16 protein-coding genes are annotated in these 18,841 nt (G+C 39.4%); 15 read left to right on the top strand and 1 reads right to left on the bottom strand.

The features are described 5' to 3' along the window. Position 1 precedes the first annotated feature (1 nt). The 11 genes from B2R65_RS12635 (at position 2) to B2R65_RS12585 (ending at position 11,557) form a co-directional block, all read left to right on the top strand. On the top strand, positions 2 to 1,546 hold the full coding sequence (locus tag B2R65_RS12635) for an HAL/PAL/TAL family ammonia-lyase (protein ID WP_039037438.1): 1,545 nt from the start codon (positions 2 to 4) through the stop codon (positions 1,544 to 1,546). Continuing rightward, complete coding sequence (locus B2R65_RS12630; RefSeq protein ID WP_096042938.1) at positions 1,539 to 1,967, top strand: acyl-CoA thioesterase; 429 nt, start codon at positions 1,539 to 1,541, stop codon at positions 1,965 to 1,967. The genes B2R65_RS12635 and B2R65_RS12630 overlap by 8 nt, the downstream gene beginning before the upstream one ends. A 14-nt stretch (positions 1,968 to 1,981) precedes the next feature. Continuing rightward, positions 1,982 to 2,503: an outer membrane lipoprotein carrier protein LolA gene (locus B2R65_RS12625; RefSeq protein WP_138577296.1), complete on the top strand. Its 522-nt coding sequence runs from the start codon at positions 1,982 to 1,984 to the stop codon at positions 2,501 to 2,503. A 29-nt stretch (positions 2,504 to 2,532) separates the two neighbouring features. Next, positions 2,533 to 4,779, top strand: a complete 2,247-nt coding sequence (locus B2R65_RS12620; protein WP_286743149.1) for an MMPL family transporter — start codon at positions 2,533 to 2,535, stop codon at positions 4,777 to 4,779. 4 nt (positions 4,780 to 4,783) lie between these two features. After that, positions 4,784 to 6,022, top strand: a complete 1,239-nt coding sequence (locus B2R65_RS12615; RefSeq protein ID WP_286743147.1) for an NAD(P)/FAD-dependent oxidoreductase — start codon at positions 4,784 to 4,786, stop codon at positions 6,020 to 6,022. Further along, the gene (locus B2R65_RS12610; RefSeq protein ID WP_286743145.1) at positions 6,010 to 6,597 is read left to right on the top strand and encodes a DUF3261 domain-containing protein; all 588 of its coding nucleotides are present in this window, start codon (positions 6,010 to 6,012) and stop codon (positions 6,595 to 6,597) included. The genes B2R65_RS12615 and B2R65_RS12610 overlap by 13 nt, the downstream gene beginning before the upstream one ends. Beyond that, positions 6,597 to 7,766: a beta-ketoacyl-ACP synthase gene (locus tag B2R65_RS12605; protein WP_138577290.1), complete on the top strand. Its 1,170-nt coding sequence runs from the start codon at positions 6,597 to 6,599 to the stop codon at positions 7,764 to 7,766. Before B2R65_RS12610 ends, B2R65_RS12605 begins: the two co-directional genes overlap by 1 nt. Further along, a complete protein-coding gene (locus B2R65_RS12600; RefSeq protein WP_004586464.1) occupies positions 7,759 to 8,214 on the top strand; it encodes a hotdog family protein in 456 nt (151 codons plus the stop codon). Before B2R65_RS12605 ends, B2R65_RS12600 begins: the two co-directional genes overlap by 8 nt. Then, on the top strand, positions 8,211 to 8,936 hold the full coding sequence (fabG, locus tag B2R65_RS12595; RefSeq protein WP_121638480.1) for a 3-oxoacyl-ACP reductase FabG: 726 nt from the start codon (positions 8,211 to 8,213) through the stop codon (positions 8,934 to 8,936). Before B2R65_RS12600 ends, fabG begins: the two co-directional genes overlap by 4 nt. After that, complete coding sequence (locus tag B2R65_RS12590; RefSeq protein WP_286743141.1) at positions 8,936 to 10,165, top strand: beta-ketoacyl-ACP synthase; 1,230 nt, start codon at positions 8,936 to 8,938, stop codon at positions 10,163 to 10,165. The genes fabG and B2R65_RS12590 overlap by 1 nt, the downstream gene beginning before the upstream one ends. Positions 10,166 to 10,255: 90 nt before the next feature. Then, positions 10,256 to 11,557 (top strand): DEAD/DEAH box helicase, encoded by a 1,302-nt coding sequence (locus B2R65_RS12585; protein ID WP_121638481.1) that lies wholly within the window; start codon positions 10,256 to 10,258, stop codon positions 11,555 to 11,557. Between the two features lie 125 nt (positions 11,558 to 11,682). On the opposite strand, the gene B2R65_RS12580 is transcribed toward B2R65_RS12585, so the two are convergent. Next, a complete protein-coding gene (locus B2R65_RS12580; RefSeq protein ID WP_024031796.1) occupies positions 11,683 to 13,290 on the bottom strand; it encodes an NAD(P)/FAD-dependent oxidoreductase in 1,608 nt (535 codons plus the stop codon). A 192-nt stretch (positions 13,291 to 13,482) separates the two neighbouring features. Here B2R65_RS12580 and fdxA point away from each other — a divergent pair, with 192 nt between their 5' ends. From fdxA to B2R65_RS12560, 4 genes are all read left to right on the top strand, one after another. After that, positions 13,483 to 13,806 carry a ferredoxin FdxA gene (gene fdxA / locus B2R65_RS12575; protein ID WP_029774458.1) on the top strand — a complete coding sequence of 108 codons (324 nt, stop codon included), beginning with the start codon at positions 13,483 to 13,485 and terminating at the stop codon, positions 13,804 to 13,806. A 140-nt stretch (positions 13,807 to 13,946) separates the two neighbouring features. Continuing rightward, complete coding sequence (locus B2R65_RS12570; RefSeq protein ID WP_286743134.1) at positions 13,947 to 16,193, top strand: carbohydrate binding family 9 domain-containing protein; 2,247 nt, start codon at positions 13,947 to 13,949, stop codon at positions 16,191 to 16,193. A gap of 21 nt (positions 16,194 to 16,214) precedes the next feature. Next, on the top strand, positions 16,215 to 16,673 hold the full coding sequence (locus B2R65_RS12565; protein WP_004586456.1) for an Sbal_3080 family lipoprotein: 459 nt from the start codon (positions 16,215 to 16,217) through the stop codon (positions 16,671 to 16,673). A gap of 229 nt (positions 16,674 to 16,902) precedes the next feature. Then, on the top strand, positions 16,903 to 18,810 hold the full coding sequence (locus tag B2R65_RS12560) for a putative bifunctional diguanylate cyclase/phosphodiesterase (RefSeq protein WP_273608745.1): 1,908 nt from the start codon (positions 16,903 to 16,905) through the stop codon (positions 18,808 to 18,810). Positions 18,811 to 18,841: the final 31 nt, after the last annotated feature.

Here is an 18,841-nt window from a genome sequence, read left to right as displayed (position 1 = left end):
AGTGTCAGCTCAGGAAGTACAGCTTTTTGGAAACCAACAACTTTCTATTGAAGATATTGTTAATATTGCACATCAAAATACTCAGGTGCAATTAAGTGGCTGCGAGCAATTTAGCGCAAAAATTGATAGCGCGCTTAGCTTTTTAGACTCTCTACTCAAAGAAGATGGTGTGATTTATGGGGTAACTACAGGCTATGGTGACTCAGTCACGGTTCCTGTACCACTTAACTTAGTTGATGAGCTACCATTACATTTAACGCGCTTTCATGGTTGTGGACTAGGCGATGTGTTTAATAAAGTACAAGGGCGTGCAATTTTAGCTACTCGCTTAGCATCACTTTCACAAGGCTATTCTGGCGTAAGCTGGGAAATGCTTAATCTTCTCAAAGACTATTTAAACCTTGATATAGTACCTGTTATTCCTCAAGAAGGTTCGGTAGGCGCTAGCGGTGATTTAACCCCACTGTCGTATGTAGCAGGTGCTATGGTTGGTGAACGTGATGTTTTTTACAAAGATAAAATACTTAACAGCGCGCAGGTAATGCAAGCGGCTGGTTTAAAGCCTTTAACGCTTCGCCCAAAAGAGGGGCTTGCAGTTATGAATGGTACAGCTGTGATGACCGCACTGGCTTGTTTAGCGTTTGATAGAGCTAATTATTTAGCAAAACTTGCAAGTAGGATTACTGCATTGTCTAGCCTTGCTCTTAAAGGTAATAGTCATCATTTTGATGAAATTTTATTCTCTGTTAAGCCTCATCCTGGGCAGCAACAAGTTGCTAAATGGATACGAGATGATTTAAACCATCATGACCATCCTCGTAACGCTGATAGACTGCAAGATAGGTACTCTATTCGCTGTGCACCGCATGTTATTGGTGTATTGCAAGATAGTTTGCCATTTTTCAGGCAGATGATAGAAAACGAGCTTAACTCTGCAAACGATAACCCCATTATTGATGGCGAGGGTGAACATGTACTTCATGGTGGCCATTTTTATGGCGGCCACATTGCAATGGCAATGGATAGTATGAAAACGGCGATTGCAAATCTGGCAGATTTAGCCGACAGGCAAATCGCTTCATTGGTCGATACTAAATTTAATAATGGATTACCATCAAATTTATCAGATAGTGAGGCTGAACGTCGTTACATAAATCATGGCTTTAAAGCCGTGCAAATAGGCGCCAGTGCCTATACTGCTGAAGCGCTTAAGTTAACGATGCCTGCAAGTGTATTTTCTCGCTCTACTGAGTGCCATAATCAAGATAAAGTAAGTATGGGGACTATTGCCTCACGTGATTGTTTGCGTATTTTACAGCTTACAGAGCAGGTTATTGCAAGTACGTTACTAGCAAGTATTCAAGGGGTGAGGCTGCGTATTAAACAAGGCGAACTTGAATTTTCAAGTTTAACTGCAGATATGCAAGCGATGTATACTGACATAACTCATTATTTCGAAAACCTAACTGAAGATAGGCCAATGGAAGCGGTACTTAGACAAACCATTAGTTATATTCAAGAAAAACGTTGGGCTTTATATGAATAGTAAAGGCGCTTTGCTAACTCATGAAGTGGAAATTGAAATTCCATTTCATGACTGCGATCCGATGAATGTTGTATGGCATGGTAATTACCCTCGCTACTTAGAGGTGGCTCGCTGTGAGTTACTGCGATTATTTGATTACGACTATCCTCAAATGATGGAGTCGGGTTATGCGTGGCCAATAGTGGATATGCAAATTAAGTACGTGGCATCCGCCATATTTACCCAAAAAATTAAAGTGACCGCGCATTTAAAAGAGTTCGAAAACCGATTAAAAATTGATTATGTAATTACAGATGCCATAACGAATAAGCGTATTACTAAAGCGACTACCACTCAAGTTGCTGTTGAGATATCGACTAAAGAAATGCAGTTTGCCTCACCAGCGGTGATAGTTGATAAGCTTGCAAAAATACTTAGCTAATATTGGATGATGCTATGAATTATTTAAAAAATTGTGTGTTTGTTAGTTGTCTTTATTTTGTTTTTTTTAGTGCCAGCTTATTAGCTGCTACGACAGTTTCGGGTGAATTTAAGCAATTAAAACATTTTGCCGGCTTCTCTAAACCATTCATCTCTAAAGGGGAGTTTACACTTGAAGGGGAAAAGCTGCTTTGGTATGTAAAAACACCAGTGCAAAGTACATTACTAATCGAGAATGGCCAAGTATTTGTGAAAAATAAAGAGGGTGAGCTTACTCCTCAGCCTGGCAGCGAGCAGTTTGTAGGCTTATTAACTGACTTACTCGGATTAGATATGAGAGCCTTATATGCGCGGTTTGATGTAACAAATCAAACAGGCTGTTTATTATTAAAGCCAAAAGATACGCTATTAAAACAGCTGTTTAGCCATTTTATTCTTTGTGAAAATAACCAGCGTGTACAAAGTATAACCTTAAATGAGCACTCGGGTAGCAACACAGTAATAGAGTTTTCTTATGCAAATACACCTAATAATTAATAAGTGTAAGTAACCTTCGGGAAAGTGATGTGATTAAACGTATTAGTGTACTTATTACATGGTTTGGTTTTTTAGCTGTTTTACTTTGTGCTGCTTTGTATATCACTAAGCCTGTATTAAATGCTGATATGTTTAGTTTATTACCAAAATCACATTCTCAATTGGCGTACGGCGAAGAGGTCTTTTTTAAAAAAAATGCAAACCGTATTATGTTTTCATTTACTGGTGATGGTAAAAACTTAGCACATGACGAGCTTAAATCATGGCTGTTAAAACGTGATATAAAAAATAGCTTTGAACTGCCAAGCATTGAGCAGTTATCTTCAGTGTTCTCTGCGTATCAACATGCGCTGCTCAGCGACAATTATAAAAATAGTATGGTTGATAAAGCACAGTTTGAGTCATTTTACCTTACTCAATTAAATCAATTAGGAAACCCTTTTGTAAGTGCCACCCTAAAAGCCGATATTAGTTTAAGTCTTGCTGCATTTATAGGCGATAATTTAAAACAAAGTCAGTTATTCTCTTTAAAAAATGAGCGGTTAACGCGCCGTCTAAATCATACTGATTATGCTGTTATATTGGCTACCATTCCTAACAATAGCCTCCCAATTGATGAGTCTATTAAGCTTGCGAGCAGCATTAAAAATAAGCTTGAAAGTTTAAATGATACGTACCCACAGACCACTATTCGCTATTCAGGTGCTCTTTTTCATACAGCTGAAAACGCTCAGCAAGCTAAGTATGAAATGAGCTTACTTGGTGGCCTTAGTGTAATCGCATTACTTTTAATGGTGTTTTGGGTATTTAGGCAAGTCAGTAGCATTTTGCTTGCAAGCTTAACCGTACTTAGTGCACTGGCTGGTGGTGCTACGGCCATGGTATTTGTGTTTAATTCGATTCATTTATTAACACTAGTTTTTGCTGTAACCCTAATTGGTATAGCTATTGATTATGCATTTCATGCGATGACTGATTTAGCGTATGGCAACAGTTTTTACCAAAGTAGTGGGTTAAGTAAAGGCACAAAAACAGCTTTGCTTTTATCTTTTATTACAACAGGCCTCGGCTATAGCTGTTTATTAGGTGCGCCAATTTCACTTTTATCGCAAGTAGCAGTGTTTGTAATTGCTGGGCTTGCGAGCGCCTGGTTATTCACATTAATTATATTACCTATCTGGCAATCTAAGCTTGTACTCTCTGAGCGAAGTTTGATTAAAAGTCAGCAGTTATTAGGTTTAATGGTGCGCTTTAACCGTTGTAAGCAATCGGTTTTACTCGTATTGGGGCTGGTGTTAATGTTTTTGTTTTACCTTAAACCGGTTTCATTTAACAACGATGTACGTTTACTAAATGCAAGCCCACAGCAACTAATACTTAATGAGCAAAAGCATTTAACTTTATTGGGACAGTTAGATGCCCACATTGTATTTTTATTTGCATCAAATGCTGAACAACTACTGCAAAAGCAAGAGCAACTAATAGATGATTTAAAGCGTATTAACCCACATCTTAAACACAATGCTATTAAGCGTTGGTTACCTAGTAAGCGCACGCAAAAAAATAATTTAGCGCTCTTTAACGGGGCTGTTAAAAGCGATGTGTTAATTATCACTGAAAAATATACAGGGATAAAAGTTGAGTCAGCTAACACAGAACTTTTGAGTTACGACGCTTTAGCAAATAGTCATTTTTCAGCACTTTTAAATGCACAAATGTTTGTTGAGCCTAATAAGGCTGTTACTTGGTTTTCTGTATCGGGAATATCCACGCAAGCGCTAACTTCTAACGTTAATGCTTATGAAGATGCGTTTATATATAACAAGCCTGAGCAAATCAGTAGCCTACTTAAAAACTACAGCCAGTATTTATTGCTTACATTGGGCGTGGCCATTGTTATTTGCTTTGTTTTATTTAGCTATAAATTTGGCCTTCGGATTGGCACTGTGCAGGTGATAACATTAAGTGCCAGCCTATTGACTATGCTTTGGGTATGTAATGCAGCGCAAGGAAGTATCTCAATTTTTAATCTGCTAGGTGGCTTACTCATTATTGGCCTAGCCATAGATTATTTAGTGTTTTACCAAATTAACAACTTAACGGCGGTAAATGTATTGGCCATTAGCTTGTCGGCCGCCTCTTCGATGTGTGTGTTTGGTATGCTCGCCTTTTCAGATACCCCCGCCATTTTTAGTTTTGGCCTTACTGTTATGGTAGGGATTTTAGCCGTATATATTTTATCTCCATTAAGTGTATTAAAGTCTCAAAAGGAATAATAATTTGAACAACCTTGAGCAGTATGATGTTGTGGTTATAGGGGCAGGACCTTCAGGTGCACTTGTAAGTAGCTTATTAGTACAAAAAGGCTGGAAAGTGCTGGTGCTAGAGCAACAAGTATTTCCTCGTTTTTCAATTGGCGAAAGCTTATTACCTCAATGTATGGAGTATTTAGCTGATGCTGGGCTAGTTAACACAATACATGAACATGCAGATGAGCTTGGCTTTCAATTTAAAGATGGTGCTGCGTTTCATCGTAATGGCCAAAATACAGCTATAAATTTTACTGAAAAATTTAGCCTAGGCCCGGGTACTACTTTTCAAGTTAAACGGGCTGATTTTGATAAGCTGATTGCTGATAGAGCGCAGCATCAAGGCGTTGAAATTCGCTATCAGCATAGTGTTATTGGTTTTACTGATGAAGCTGCTAGTGCGACGCTGCAAGTGCAAAATAATAAAAAACAAACGTATGATGTAAGGGCTAAGTTTGTACTTGATGCGAGTGGTTTCGGCCGAGTTTTACCAAAACTTTTAAATTTAGAAAAACCTTCTACTTTTCCTGTGCGTAGTGCTTATTTCAGTCACTTTAATGATGGCATTACTGACGAGCTGTTTGATAGAAATAAAATTTTAATAACCGTTCACCCTAAATTTAATGATGTTTGGTATTGGCTCATCCCCTTTAGTGATGGCACGTCCAGCATTGGGGTTGTTGCAAAGCAAACACGCTTTAATGAGAGTAGTGAAGCTGACACCTTAAAACAGTTTATAGAGCAAGACCCTTACTTAAAAAAACTTTTAGCTAATCGCGTACCTATAACACAGGCGCGTAGCATTAGTGGTTACTCTGCTAATGTATGTACGCTACATGGAAAACATTTTGCTTTACTAGGCAATGCGGGTGAATTTTTAGATCCGGTGTTTTCATCTGGGGTGACTATTGCTTTAAAGTCTGCACACTTAATTGCCCCCCTTATTGATGATTATTTAAATGGAGAAGTGATTGATTTTGAGGAATGTTACGCCGAGCCATTGCAGGCAGGAGTTGATTGTTTTAAAACCTTTGTTAAAGGTTGGTACGATACCCGATTTCAAGACGTTATTTTTTATTCAGAACAAAACTCGCAGGTTCGTGAAATGATCAGTGCTATTTTAGCGGGTTACGCATGGGATAAAAATAATCCATTTGTTGCTCAAAGTGAGCGTCGTTTAAATGTATTAGCGCAGCTATGTCAAAATTAATCCCAGTTATTGAGGCTCATACCAGACACTTTTTAAGATGTACTTTTATAGCTTTAGTGTGTGTTTGCATAACAGCATGTAGTAGCACATATAAAAGCAGTGAGCGTGTTGATATTTCTGCAGCCACTACACTTGATATTTCGCATGTGCCTGTACAAATGTTTGATCAAAATTGGCAGCATGTTTTATATATTCAAAACAATGAGAAAGAGCATACATTATTAGCACAATTAGAAATAAACAAGCAGGGTACTATCAACTTATTGTTAATGACTACACAAGGCTTACCTATTTTAAAGCTTGAGAAACTAAATAACCAACCATCTAATGTTACTAAAATGATACTCGGTGTTGATTTAGACCCAGCTTATATATTGGCAGATATTGCCTTAGTGCATTGGCCTGTATTATTTCTTAATGAGAAAATATCTGGGGCGATTATAAAGCAGATAGCCACACAAAGGCGTGTAGTAAAAAATAACCGCTCGATTATTACAATAAATTATAGCGATAATAAAACAGTACTAAATAATAGTGAGCGACATTATCAAATTACATTTGAGAAGGTAAACTAGTGACTTTTTGGTTAAATGATTTAGGCATTGTAAGTGCAATGGGCAAAGGCGTTGAAGATACAATTATTAGCCTAAATAACTTACAAAATAATGAAGCCCCACAGCTTTTAAAGACAAAAGATTTAAGCACAGAGGGTTTGCCATTTTATGTTGGGCACGTGGACTGCGTTCCTCTAAATCAAAAGCACCGTATTGATACGCTAATTGATATAGCCCTTGAGCAAATATCCCCAACACTTAAGCGTTTTTCACATATTGATAAATCACGAATTGCTGTTGTGGTAGGTACAAGTACATCTGGGGTGCATGATGGCGAACAAGCTCGAGCTGAACACGACAGTTCAGGTGTGTGGCCAAGTGACTTTTTATATGCTGATCAAGAACTTGCTACTCCTTCGCATTACATAGCCGAAAAAGTAGGGGCGTTAGGTCCTTGTTATAGTATTTCAACGGCATGTACCTCAAGTGCTAAAGCTCTCATTAGCGCAAAAGCTTTAATAACTGCTGACTTAGCAGACGTTGTAATTTGTGGTGGCGTAGACAGCCTTTGCAAACTTACCATTAATGGATTTAATGCCTTGGCATCAATGAGCACTGGAATGTGTAAGCCTTTTTGCGATGACAGAGATGGTATTAATATTGGTGAGGGTGCTGCGTTATTTGTCATGAGTAAAGAAGCACCGTTAGAAAATGGCGTCATGTTTTTAGGTGGTGGTGAAAGCTCTGATGCTCATCACATTTCGGCGCCAGACCCTAGCGGTAATGGTGCAAAATCGGCAATGAAAGCAGCTCTGGCCGTTGCTGACTTATTACCTAGTGATATTGACTATATAAATGCACACGGCACAGCGACAATTAAAAATGACGAAATGGAAGCCCTTGCAATTAATAGTGTGTTTGGCAACAATACACCGCTGAGCTCCAGTAAGTACTTAACTGGGCACACTTTAGGTGCAGCTGGTGCAATTGAAGCAGGTATTTGTTGGCTGTTGCTCAGAGGGAGAGGAAATATTACTTTGCCTTTTAATAAATGCACACACAGAAATAAGCTCGCAGATGTTAACGTTATTGAGCAAGCTAGCACGGTTAAATTAAATTACTGTCTATCTAATTCATTTGCGTTTGGTGGTAATAATGCCAGTTTGATTTTAGGTACTCATAATGAATAATTATTCTATAGAGCAGGTTGTACCCCACGATGCTCCTATGATCTTAATAGATCAGTTAGTTGAATACAGCGATGAAAGTGCAACCTGCTCTGTGACTATTACACCCCAAAGCCCTTTTTATAATGAGCAAATTGAGGGAGTGCCAAGTTATATAGGTGTTGAATATATGGCCCAGTCTATAGCTGCCTATGCTGGAGCATTAGCTAACGATATTAATGAAGCGGTTAAAATTGGCTTTTTGATCGGCACGCGAAAATATAAAACACATCAGGCCATGTTTTGTAAAAACAGCACCTTAACTATTTATGTTCACAAGCTTTACCAAGAAGAATCTGGTTTAAGTGTGTTTGAATGCCAAATAAGCGAAAATAAAAAAATACTGTGTGATGCAAAAATAAATGTATTTCAGCCAGAAGATCCGCTGGAATTTATAAGAGAAAACCAATGAATAAAAGAATTTTAGTGACCGGCTCTAGCCGGGGTATAGGTAAGGCTATTGCACTTAAACTTGCAGCTCAAGGCTATGACATTACTGTTCATTGCAGAACTGGTTTAGAGCAAGCTCAGCAAACATGTGCAGAAATACACGCACTTGGACAAAGCACTACACTACTACAATTTGACGTATGCGATAGAGCAGCGGCAAAGCAACAAATTGAGCAAGATATTACAAACAATGGTGCTTACTATGGTGTGGTGTGTAATGCGGGCATTACCAACGATATGGCTTTTCCGGCAATGCAGGGTGATGATTGGGATAGCGTAATTAGAACTGGGTTAGATGGCTTTTATAATGTTGTGCACCCAACAGTTATGCCCATGGTACAAACTCGTAAAGGTGGGCGCATTATTACTATGGCTTCAGTGTCGGGTATTGCGGGCAACAGAGGGCAAGTAAATTACAGCGCAGCGAAAGCAGGTATTATTGGCGCTACCAAAGCCCTATCGCTGGAACTAGCTAAGCGAAAAATTACTGTAAATTGTGTAGCGCCTGGTTTAATTGAAACAGCAATGACGGATGAGCTTCCGGTTGCTGAAATGATGAAAATGATTCCACTTAAACGTATGGGAACAGTGAACGAAGTGGCTGGTACAGTTGCATTTTTAATGTCTGATGATGCTTCTTACATCACTCGCCAAGTTATTTCGGTTAACGGCGGGATGGTTTAATGAAACGTGTTGTTGTTACAGGGATGTCGGTTATAACCGCATTGGGCGATGATTGGGATGAATTTAAAAGCGCCTTGATTAAAGGTGAAAATGCAGTTGTAACAATGCGTGAATGGGATAAAGCTGATGGGCTTAATACGCGCTTAGCTGCCCCTGTCACCCATTTTGAAAAACCTAACCATTATAAACGTAAGCAAATACGCTCAATGGGGCGAGTGGCGCTTATGTCCACACGTGCAACTGAGCGTGCGCTTGAGCAAGCTGATTTACTTGAACATAAAAGTCTTACAGATGGCTCTACCGGTGTAGCATATGGCTCATCCACCGGCTCAACACCGCCGCTTCTCGCATTTGCAAATATGTTGGAAAGTGGCTCAATGTCTGGAGTCACAGCTACAAGCTATATTCAAATGATGGCACATACAGCGCCAGTAAATGTAGGCGTATTTTTTGGCTTAAAAGGACGAGTGATCACCACAAGTTCGGCATGTACGTCTGGCTCGCAGGGTATTGGCTACGCCTATGAGGCAATTAAATTTGGTCGTCAAAAAATAATGGTAGCAGGGGGGGCAGAAGAACTTTGTATTACCGAAGCAGCTGTATTTGATACGCTGTATGCTACAAGTATTAAAAATGACACCCCTAAAAATACGCCTCGCCCATTTGATAAAAACCGTGATGGCTTGGTTATAGGAGAAGGTGCCGGTACTTTAATACTTGAAGAGTATGAGCATGCTAAAGCTAGAGGGGCAAATATATTAGCTGAGGTTGTCGGTTTTGGCTGTAACTCTGATGGACAACATGTTACTCAACCATCTTCAGATACCATGCAAATAGCTATTGAAATGGCATTGCAAGATGCCAATTTATCATCTGATAAAGTAGGTTATGTCAATGCGCATGGTACCTCAACCGATAGAGGTGATATTGCTGAGTCTCATGCTACTTTTAATGCGCTGGGAGTTAAACCTATTAGTTCTTTAAAAAGCTATTTAGGGCATACTTTAGGGGCGTGTGGTGCAATAGAAGCATGGGCTACTATTAATATGATGAGCGATAATTGGTTTGCACCTACAATAAATTTAACCGATATAGATAATGATTGCGCTGAGCTTGATTATATTAAGACACAAGGGCGAGAAATTAACACCGATTATGTCATGAGTAATAACTTTGCATTTGGTGGGATTAATACATCTCTTATTTTTAAACGGTATAAGCAAGATTAATCAAGTTTATAAACACTAATCACTAACTGTTGACTCATTTTTGCTGTATAATTTGCGACCCTTGATAAATGTGGCCGCAGGTTATACAGCATGAATTTTAAATCTTTTAGTTTTTCCCCTGAACTTATTCAGGCGTTAGACGAACTTAATTACCACACCCTTACGCCCATTCAGCGTTCAGCTATTCCGGCTGTTCGTAAAGGTAAAGACGTTTTAGCAAGTGCCCAAACAGGCACGGGTAAAACGGCTGCGTTTGCTTTACCTATCATCCAAAAATTAACTGAATCTGAGCTAAGCACAAGCAATGCTCCGCACGCGTTAGTGCTTGCGCCTACTCGTGAGCTGGCAGAGCAAATAGCAAATAACTTTAAAGCCTATGCAAAACATACCGCTTTAAAAGTAGTGAGCCTATTTGGCGGTGTTAATACCGCAGGCCAAGCAAATGCACTTAAAGACGGCGTAGATGTTGTAGTTGCAACCCCAGGGCGTTTACTAGATCATATTCGTTTAGGTAATTTAAGCCTAGCAAGCGTTAAACACTTAGTACTTGATGAAGCTGACCGTATGCTTGATATGGGCTTTATTGAAGATATGCAAAGTGTTATTAAAAGTTGTGACGAGCAGCGCCAAATTTTACTTTTCTCAGCCACTTTTCCAGCGGCTATTAAGCAGTTTGCAGCAAAAGTATTAAAACAGCCTGAAATTGTTCGCGTAGATCAAACTAATAGTACTGCAAGTACAGTACAGCATGTTGTGTACCCAGTTGAAGAGCGCCGTAAACAAGAGCTGCTTTCTGAGCTTATTGGTAAAAAGAACTGGCAACAGGTACTTGTGTTTGTAAACATGAAAGAAACGGCGGATGAGCTAGTTAAAGAGCTTAACCTTGATGGTATTCCTGCCACTGTATGTCATGGTGACAAATCGCAAGGTAACCGCCGACGTGCACTTCGTGAATTTAAAGAAGGCAAAGTACGTGTTTTAGTGGCTACCGAAGTTGCAGCGCGTGGTATTGATATTGAAGGCCTACCACGAGTAATTAATATTGATTTACCATGGCTTGCAGAAGATTACGTACACCGCATTGGCCGTACAGGTCGTGCTGGTAATCTAGGCCAAGCTATTTCGTTTGTAAGCCGCGAAGAAGAAAACACCTTGTTTGAAATAGAGTCGTTAATTGGCCAAAAAATCAAACGTGTTTACTTAGAGGGTTATGAAGTAAGTAGCCGTGAAGTACTTATTGATAAAATAGGTAAAAAACCAGCGCATTTACGTCGTAGCCGTACGAATAAGCCAACAGGCCAAGCAACAGGCGAAGCACGTGCGGTAAATCGCTCACGTATTTCAAATGTGCGTAAAAGCTTAAAAGGCGCCAAGCTTACCCTTAAAAAGTAAGCTTACAAAGTGTAGCGCTTTTAAAAACCTGAGGTTTACTCGGGTTTTTTTGTGCCTCAATTTAGCTCAAGGTTTAAACAAAAAAACCTCACTAAGTGAGGTTTTTGATTAATAACTTAAAAGGGTTAAGCGTTTTCTAACATTGAGAGTGCAACGGCTTCAGCCGCTTTAATACCATCAATACCTGCAGATAAAATACCACCTGCGTAACCGGCGCCTTCACCCGCTGGGTATAAACCTTTAGTATTTATGCTTTGGAAGCTTTTATCGCGCTTGATACTAATAGGTGATGATGTACGGGTTTCTACCCCTGTTAATAAACCGTCGTTTGTAGAAAAGCCACGAATCTGCTTATTAAAGGCTGGAATGGCTTCGCGTATTGCATCGATAGCAAACTGCGGGAGTACATTTGCTAAATCGGTGAGTTTTATTCCTGGTGTAAACGATGGTTGTACATCACCTAAATCGCCCGATGCTTTTCCTTTTAAAAAGTCGCCAATTAACTGTGCTGGTGCATCGTAGTTGCTACCGCCTAATGCATAGGCTTGCTCTTCTAGTTTACGCTGTAAATCAATGCCGGCAAGTGGGTGACCAGGGAAGTCTTTTTCAGGTGTAATACCTACTACAATGGCACTATTTGCATTGCGCTCACTACGAGAGTATTGGCTCATACCGTTTGTTACTACGCGGCCTTCTTCAGAGGTGGCGGCTACAACAGTCCCTCCTGGGCACATACAAAAGCTGTAAACTGTGCGGCCATTATCACAATGGTGAACGAGTTTATAATCAGCAGAGCCTAAAATGGGGTTACCCGCGTTAGGCCCAAAACGACACTCATCAATCATCGATTGTTTGTGCTCGATTCTAAAGCCCACAGAAAACGGTTTTGCTTCTACGTAAATGCCTTTATCGTGAATCATTTTAAAGGTATCACGGGCGCTATGTCCCACAGCAAGTACTACATGGCGAGTATTGAGCTTTTCACCGTTTGAAAGCGTTAAGCCTGTTACTTGTCCATCATCTATATGAATGTCGTCTACGCGGGTACTAAAGCGGATTTCGCCGCCAAGTTCAATAATACGTGCGCGCATTTTTTCAATCATGGTAACAAGTTTAAACGTACCAATGTGTGGCTTACTTACATATAAAATTTCATCTGGTGCGCCGGCTTCTACAAATTCGGTGATAACTTTACGCCCGTAATGTTTTGGATCTTTTACTTGGCTGTATAGTTTACCGTCTGAAAATGTACCTGCGCCACCCTCGCCAAACTGCACATTAGACTCTGTATTAAGGGTACGTTTACGCCAAAAGCCAAAGGTGTCTTTGGTACGTTCGCGTACTTCTTTACCGCGCTCTAAAATAATAGGGTTAAAACCCATTTGAGCCAGCACTAAGCCCGCAAATAATCCACACGGGCCAAAGCCAATTACTACAGGGCGCTCAGTAAGGTTAGCGGGGGCGTGGGCAACAAATTTGTATGAGGTATCAGGGGCAGGTTTTACGTGCTGATCTTTAGCAAATGCGTTTAACAGCGCTTCTTCGTTATCTACTTCAATATCGAGGGTATAAATAAGTAAAATAGCCGTTTTTTTACGTGCATCGTACCCACGTTTAAACACATTGTAGCTGTGTAGCTGCGCTGGCTGTATTTTTAGTTTATCAACTATGGCTTGGCCTATAGCGTCTTCGTTATGATCAAGCGGCAGCTTTATTTCGGTTAAACGTATCATTGTTATCTCTTTTAGGTGTCTTAGCGGTCATAGTATCCGCTCACAATAAGAAGTGTAGGGCACGTAATGGCTATACATTAAGGGCGCATATATTACGTTAAATTGACCGCAGATGGCACATATTTATTGTGTTTTTAATGGGGTTGGGTATGATCCTAGCTTTAGATAATTAATTACTAGGTTTAAACTATTATGGCGTTTGTGGTCACCGAAAACTGTATTAAGTGTAAATACACAGATTGTGTGGCAGTGTGCCCTGCAGATGCCTTTTACGAAGGCCCTAACTTTTTAGCAATAAGCCCTATTGATTGCATAGATTGTGGATTATGCGTACCAGAGTGCCCAGCTGAAGCAATTTACCAAGAAGACGAGCTGCCGGAAGACCAAAAAGAGTTTACCGAGCTTAATGCTGAGCTTGCATTGGTGTGGCCACGCATTGTTGAGGTAAAACCAGCGCCTGCTGATGCCGATAGTTGGAATGGCGTGGCTAATAAGCTTAAATTAATTGAAACCTAGCTTTTAAATTAAGCCTTTAATATTAATTAGTTAAAAAAGCTATTGTTTTTAGTATCAAACTATTAACAAATGTACTGACTTAAATTACACTGCATAAATAAGTTTACCTTTTAAGGGTAAACACGTCTAAATGGATGTTTATGCAGTACTTAATAATTATAAAAAAACAATGCAGTGCTTTATTCCCCTTCTTATTAGCACTTTTATTTTCTAACCACCTTTACGCCAGTGAAAAACAGCAGCATTCTCTTGTACATATAAATGCAGATATTACTGTAGATGGCGTACTTGATGAGCCCCACTGGCAAAATGCCACTTTAGTTCCTATAGCATTTCAAGATGAGCCTAACGAAAAGGGCACCCCACCGGTTAAAACCGATGCTTACATGTATGAAGATGGCAGCAACTTATATGTTGCATTTGTAGCCGAAGATCCACAGCCGAGCGAAATAACAGCTTCTCTTCGCGACAGAGATACGCTTTGGCAAGATGATACGGTTATTTTAATTATTGACACTTTTAACGACGAACGTTCAGCTTACGAATTTTATGTAAATCCATTGGGTGCGCAAGGTGATACGCGAATGAGTGACAACGATGGCTGGCAATCAGACCCGTCTTGGGATGCAATATGGGATAGCGCAGGGCAAATTACCGACCAAGGGTTTGTGGTTGAAATGCGTATACCTTTTAAAGCGCTAAGATTTCCTGAAAATAAAACAGATTTAACGTGGGGCTTTGCCCTTATGCGAAATTACCAACGTGATGTACTGTATCAGCTTTCAAATATGGGGTTTGACCGAGATATAAAATGCAGTTTATGTCAGTTTGATAAATTAAATGGTTTTAAAAATATAAAAGCCAGTAAAAATCTGCAACTAACGCCTACACTTACGGCGCTCAGAAATGATTCAAAACCTATCTTGCCAGGGCAGTGGGATAATGGCGATATAGACACCGAAGCTGGCCTTGATTTACGCTGGGGGGTTACACAAGATGCGGTAATTAATGCCACTATAAACCCAGATTTTTCGCAAATAGAAAGTGATGCGTTAGCCCTTGATGTCAATACCACGTACTCAATTTATTATGCAGAAAAACGACCATTTTTTTTAGACGGCGCATCCTACTTTAAAAGCAGTTTATTTGAACTATTGTATACCCGCACTATTGCAGAGCCTGAAGTAGGGGCAAAATTAACAGGTAAAACAGGGCAACATAGCTATGCATTTATGTATGCCGATGACAATAATAGCAATATTTTATTGCCAACAAATCAAGGCTCTGGTTTTGCAATTTTAGAGGATAAAACCCATGCAGCAGCGGCGCGTTATCAATACGATATTGGCAAACAAGGCACTATAGGGCTAAGTACGACTCACCGCGAAAGCGATGATTACTACAATACAGTGCTTTCTGTCGATGGCAGCTATTGGTTTAATCAATCAGATCTACTGACCTACCAGGTAGCTACAACAGATTCTAAAAACTCTGATTTTTTAACAAGTAACTATAACTTATCTAAAACTCAATCTGATGAAGCGTACGCTATAGAGTTTACCCGTGATAAACGTGACTACAATTTGTTTGCCAGCTACGAAAACATAGGTAAAGACTATCGCACTGACTTAGGTTATCAAGAAAAAGTAGATTATGAGAACGTAGGCTTTGGGGGCGGACAAACCTGGTATGCAGATGAGTCTGGCTTATTAACGTCATGGTCTTATGAGGCTGATTGGGATAAAACATGGGCGCAAAATGGCGACCTACTTGAAGAAGAATACCAAGGGTTTATAACATTAAAAGGGCAAAAGCAGTCTATTTTTGAAATTGGCTTACTGCATCGTTATGAAAACTATAATGATGCTTTTTATAACCAAAATATTGGCTTTGTTTATACGGGCTTTAAACCTAAAAATAATATATGGCTTTCGTTTTATGGCGAGTATGGCAGCCGCATTGATTACGCCAATGAGCAAATTGGCGATTCGTATGCAACGCAAACACAAGTTACGTGGGATATAAACGATCATTGGCAAGTAGACGCTACACATAACTACAGCGTTTTAGATAACCCTCAAGGGGAGCGAGTTTATACTGCTAACTTATTAGATTTTAGGCTTTATTATAAATTTAGCATGCGCGCTATGCTCAAGCTTATATTGCAATTTGAAGACATTGATAGAAATAAAGACGCCTACTACTACCAAGTTAGCCACATTAATAAAGACTACGGCAGCCAATTAGTTTACTCGTACAAAATTAATGCTCAAACATTATTTTACTTAGGCTACTCAGATAAAAGCTATCAAGACGATTCCCTAAAACACGTTGAAAGAGATCAACGCACATTTTTTACAAAAGTTAGCTATGCATGGCAACTTTAAATAACCATTAAAAGGATGAATATGAAAACAATAAAAATAACTATCGCAGCTGCAATGGTAGCAACCCTAGCGGGTTGTGCTGCTAAGCAAGATATAACTCGCTTTGACACTGTGAAACCAGAAGTAGTATGTATAGCTGAACATAAGGCAGTTAAAGAAGGCGTTGTAACAGCAATGGAAGAAGGGTTTGCAAAACATAACGTCAAAACACGTGTAATTGCTGCTAACTATGTATTGAAACATCAGGAGTATCAAACTGAATTACCTAATGCTGACATCGCAGGGTGTAATGCCGTTGCTTATTACGTGGCTAACTGGCATTGGGATTTAGCGTTGTACATGTCATACGCGAATATTTGGGTTACAGACGCTCAAACCAATAAAAAAATTGCGCAAGCATCTTATCGCACCGGCGGTGGTTTGGATAAGTTTATAGACGCGAAAGAAAAGATTATCGAACTAATCGATGGTATGTATTAAATACTTGTAATATTAGTTTTTTCAAACATTTTAAGCTTAAGGTTTATTTTTATTCATCACACTCTATAATTAGTTAATTATTAAGCATTAATTTATTCTTTTTGAGTACAGTTCTAAAAATTTTAATGAATAAGGACTGTGCTATGGCTTGCTTAGTACTAAAAACAGGCGATATAATCGTCTTTTAGTAACGGGTTTATAGGATAAGTAATTTAGATGGATTTTGTTGATGAATAAATTTAAACCCTTAGGCGGCATTTTTTTTGTATTTATCTTGTTTTGCTTTTGTTTAAACATCGAACTAACAAACCAGATTAACCGCATTAATTTATTCAACCCTGATATAGATTTACGCCACTTTGATATTGTAGATACAACGCTCGAAATGGCGCCTTGGTATAACCCTATGCTCAATGGGCACTATTTAATACACCAGCCTTCTGCCGATTTCTTGTTAGTTAAAACTACCGACACGGAATTTATCGCTGCAAACGCAACAAAGCTTATTTTAATGACGTTAACGTCGCCAATAAACTTTATATTGGTGTGTATGGTATTGTTTGTTGGCTTTACAATTATTCGTAAAGAGCGTAAAAAAATCTCTTATCAGCATCAAATTGCACAGCTGAATAACAACGCTAATCAATTGCTTGTTGCCTTTAACCTACAACCCCAACACGACAACCCGTCAGGGCTGGGCAATTTAAGCCAGTCAATAAACAATTTAAATACCCATGTCGCTAATTATTTAAAGCAAACACAAACAAGTATCTGCCAAGATAAACTAACCTTGCTCATTGACCGCCATGCTTATATTGAGCATATAGATAGGCAAATAAATTTTACTGATGAAGAGCAGCTTAAATGCGCCTTATTGTTTATTGACCTAGATGGGTTTAAGCAGGTAAATGACTCGTTTGGCCACAGCTTTGGTGATGAAATTTTGGTGCAGGTTGCTACGCGCCTAGCTAACGTATTACGCCATCATAAATTAAGTAATATTAATGAGGCGAATCAGTTAGAGCAAAATTTATCACGTTTAGGCGGTGACGAATTTTCAATTTTTATTGAGTCGGTAGATACCGATAATAAAGTGGTCGATATTGCTAAGCACGTACTCAGTGAACTTGAAAAAGACTTTGTACTAGGTAATAAAATAATAAAAATTAGCGCCAGTATTGGTATAGCGGCTTACCCAGAGAGCGCATCAACCCCACAAGCATTATTGCAATTGGCCGATGTGGCAATGTACCGTGCAAAAAGCGATGGTAAAGGCATTTTTAAAGTGTACTCCCCAGAGATGGGTAATAAAATGCGCCGCTATCACTATTTATTAGAAGAGTTGCGTTTAGCGGTTGCATGTAAAGACTTTTACTTATCTTTTCAACCTATCGTGCATGTAGAAGATTGCATGATAGATTATTTTGAAGCGCTTACACGCTGGGATCACCCTATAGAAGGGATGATTTCACCGGCGGAGTTTATACCTATTGCCGAAGAGTCTAACCTTATTTTAGAGCTCGGCGATTGGATTATGCATGAGTCGTGTAGGCAAATGGCGGCATGGCATAATGCCGGTATGCGCAAAGTAAAAATTTCGGTTAATGTATCGGGTGTGCAACTAAAACACCGCTCAGTGTACGATTGGATAATGAAAAACCTAAAAAACACAGGGCTGCCATCGCATTCTTTAATGCTAGAAATAACAGAGTCTACGTTTATTAAAGCCAGTAAAAGTATGATTGAAGAGCTTGAGCGGCTTCGTGCAGAAGGTGTGACAATTGCTATTGACGATTTTGGTACCGGCTTTAGTTCATTAAGTACATTGGCTGATTTGCCCATTGATGTAATAAAAATAGATCGCTCGTTTATCTCTCAAGCCGATAAAAGTCCAAAGTACAATGACATCCTTAATACGATTAGCGAATTAGGTCAAAAGTTAGGACTTAAAATAGTGGCAGAGGGCGTAGAAGAAATCGAGCAGTTTGAACTTGTAAAACGCATGGGAGTAAGCTCTGTGCAAGGTTATTTGGTTAGTCGCCCAGAATCCTCTATCAATGTGGGTAACAAAGTTTTGCGTAAAAATACGGCTAACTTATCTGCAGCGGGCACCAGCGCGTGGGAAATAGAAAGTTAGAGCCTGTTTATTATAGGTAATTTAATAGCTT

Origin of the sequence: Pseudoalteromonas sp. UBA2102 (assembly GCF_002331165.1) — a bacterium.
Lineage (GTDB): Bacteria > Pseudomonadota > Gammaproteobacteria > Enterobacterales > Alteromonadaceae > Pseudoalteromonas > Pseudoalteromonas atlantica.
The sequence above is the reverse complement of the archived record's forward strand: the minus strand, read 5'-3'. Positions and strand labels throughout refer to the sequence as shown.

Coding starts and splice junctions, on each gene's coding strand:
- B2R65_RS12590 (WP_286743141.1), top strand. CDS start 8,936: ATGAAACGTGTTGTTGTTACAGGGATGTCGGTTATAACCGCATTGGGC.
- B2R65_RS12625 (WP_138577296.1), top strand. CDS start 1,982: ATGAATTATTTAAAAAATTGTGTGTTTGTTAGTTGTCTTTATTTTGTT.
- B2R65_RS12600 (WP_004586464.1), top strand. CDS start 7,759: ATGAATAATTATTCTATAGAGCAGGTTGTACCCCACGATGCTCCTATG.
- B2R65_RS12565 (WP_004586456.1), top strand. CDS start 16,215: ATGAAAACAATAAAAATAACTATCGCAGCTGCAATGGTAGCAACCCTA.
- fabG (WP_121638480.1), top strand. CDS start 8,211: ATGAATAAAAGAATTTTAGTGACCGGCTCTAGCCGGGGTATAGGTAAG.
- B2R65_RS12610 (WP_286743145.1), top strand. CDS start 6,010: ATGTCAAAATTAATCCCAGTTATTGAGGCTCATACCAGACACTTTTTA.
- B2R65_RS12570 (WP_286743134.1), top strand. CDS start 13,947: ATGCAGTACTTAATAATTATAAAAAAACAATGCAGTGCTTTATTCCCC.
- fdxA (WP_029774458.1), top strand. CDS start 13,483: ATGGCGTTTGTGGTCACCGAAAACTGTATTAAGTGTAAATACACAGAT.
- B2R65_RS12630 (WP_096042938.1), top strand. CDS start 1,539: ATGAATAGTAAAGGCGCTTTGCTAACTCATGAAGTGGAAATTGAAATT.
- B2R65_RS12585 (WP_121638481.1), top strand. CDS start 10,256: ATGAATTTTAAATCTTTTAGTTTTTCCCCTGAACTTATTCAGGCGTTA.
- B2R65_RS12580 (WP_024031796.1), bottom strand. CDS start 13,290: ATGATACGTTTAACCGAAATAAAGCTGCCGCTTGATCATAACGAAGAC.
- B2R65_RS12560 (WP_273608745.1), top strand. CDS start 16,903: ATGAATAAATTTAAACCCTTAGGCGGCATTTTTTTTGTATTTATCTTG.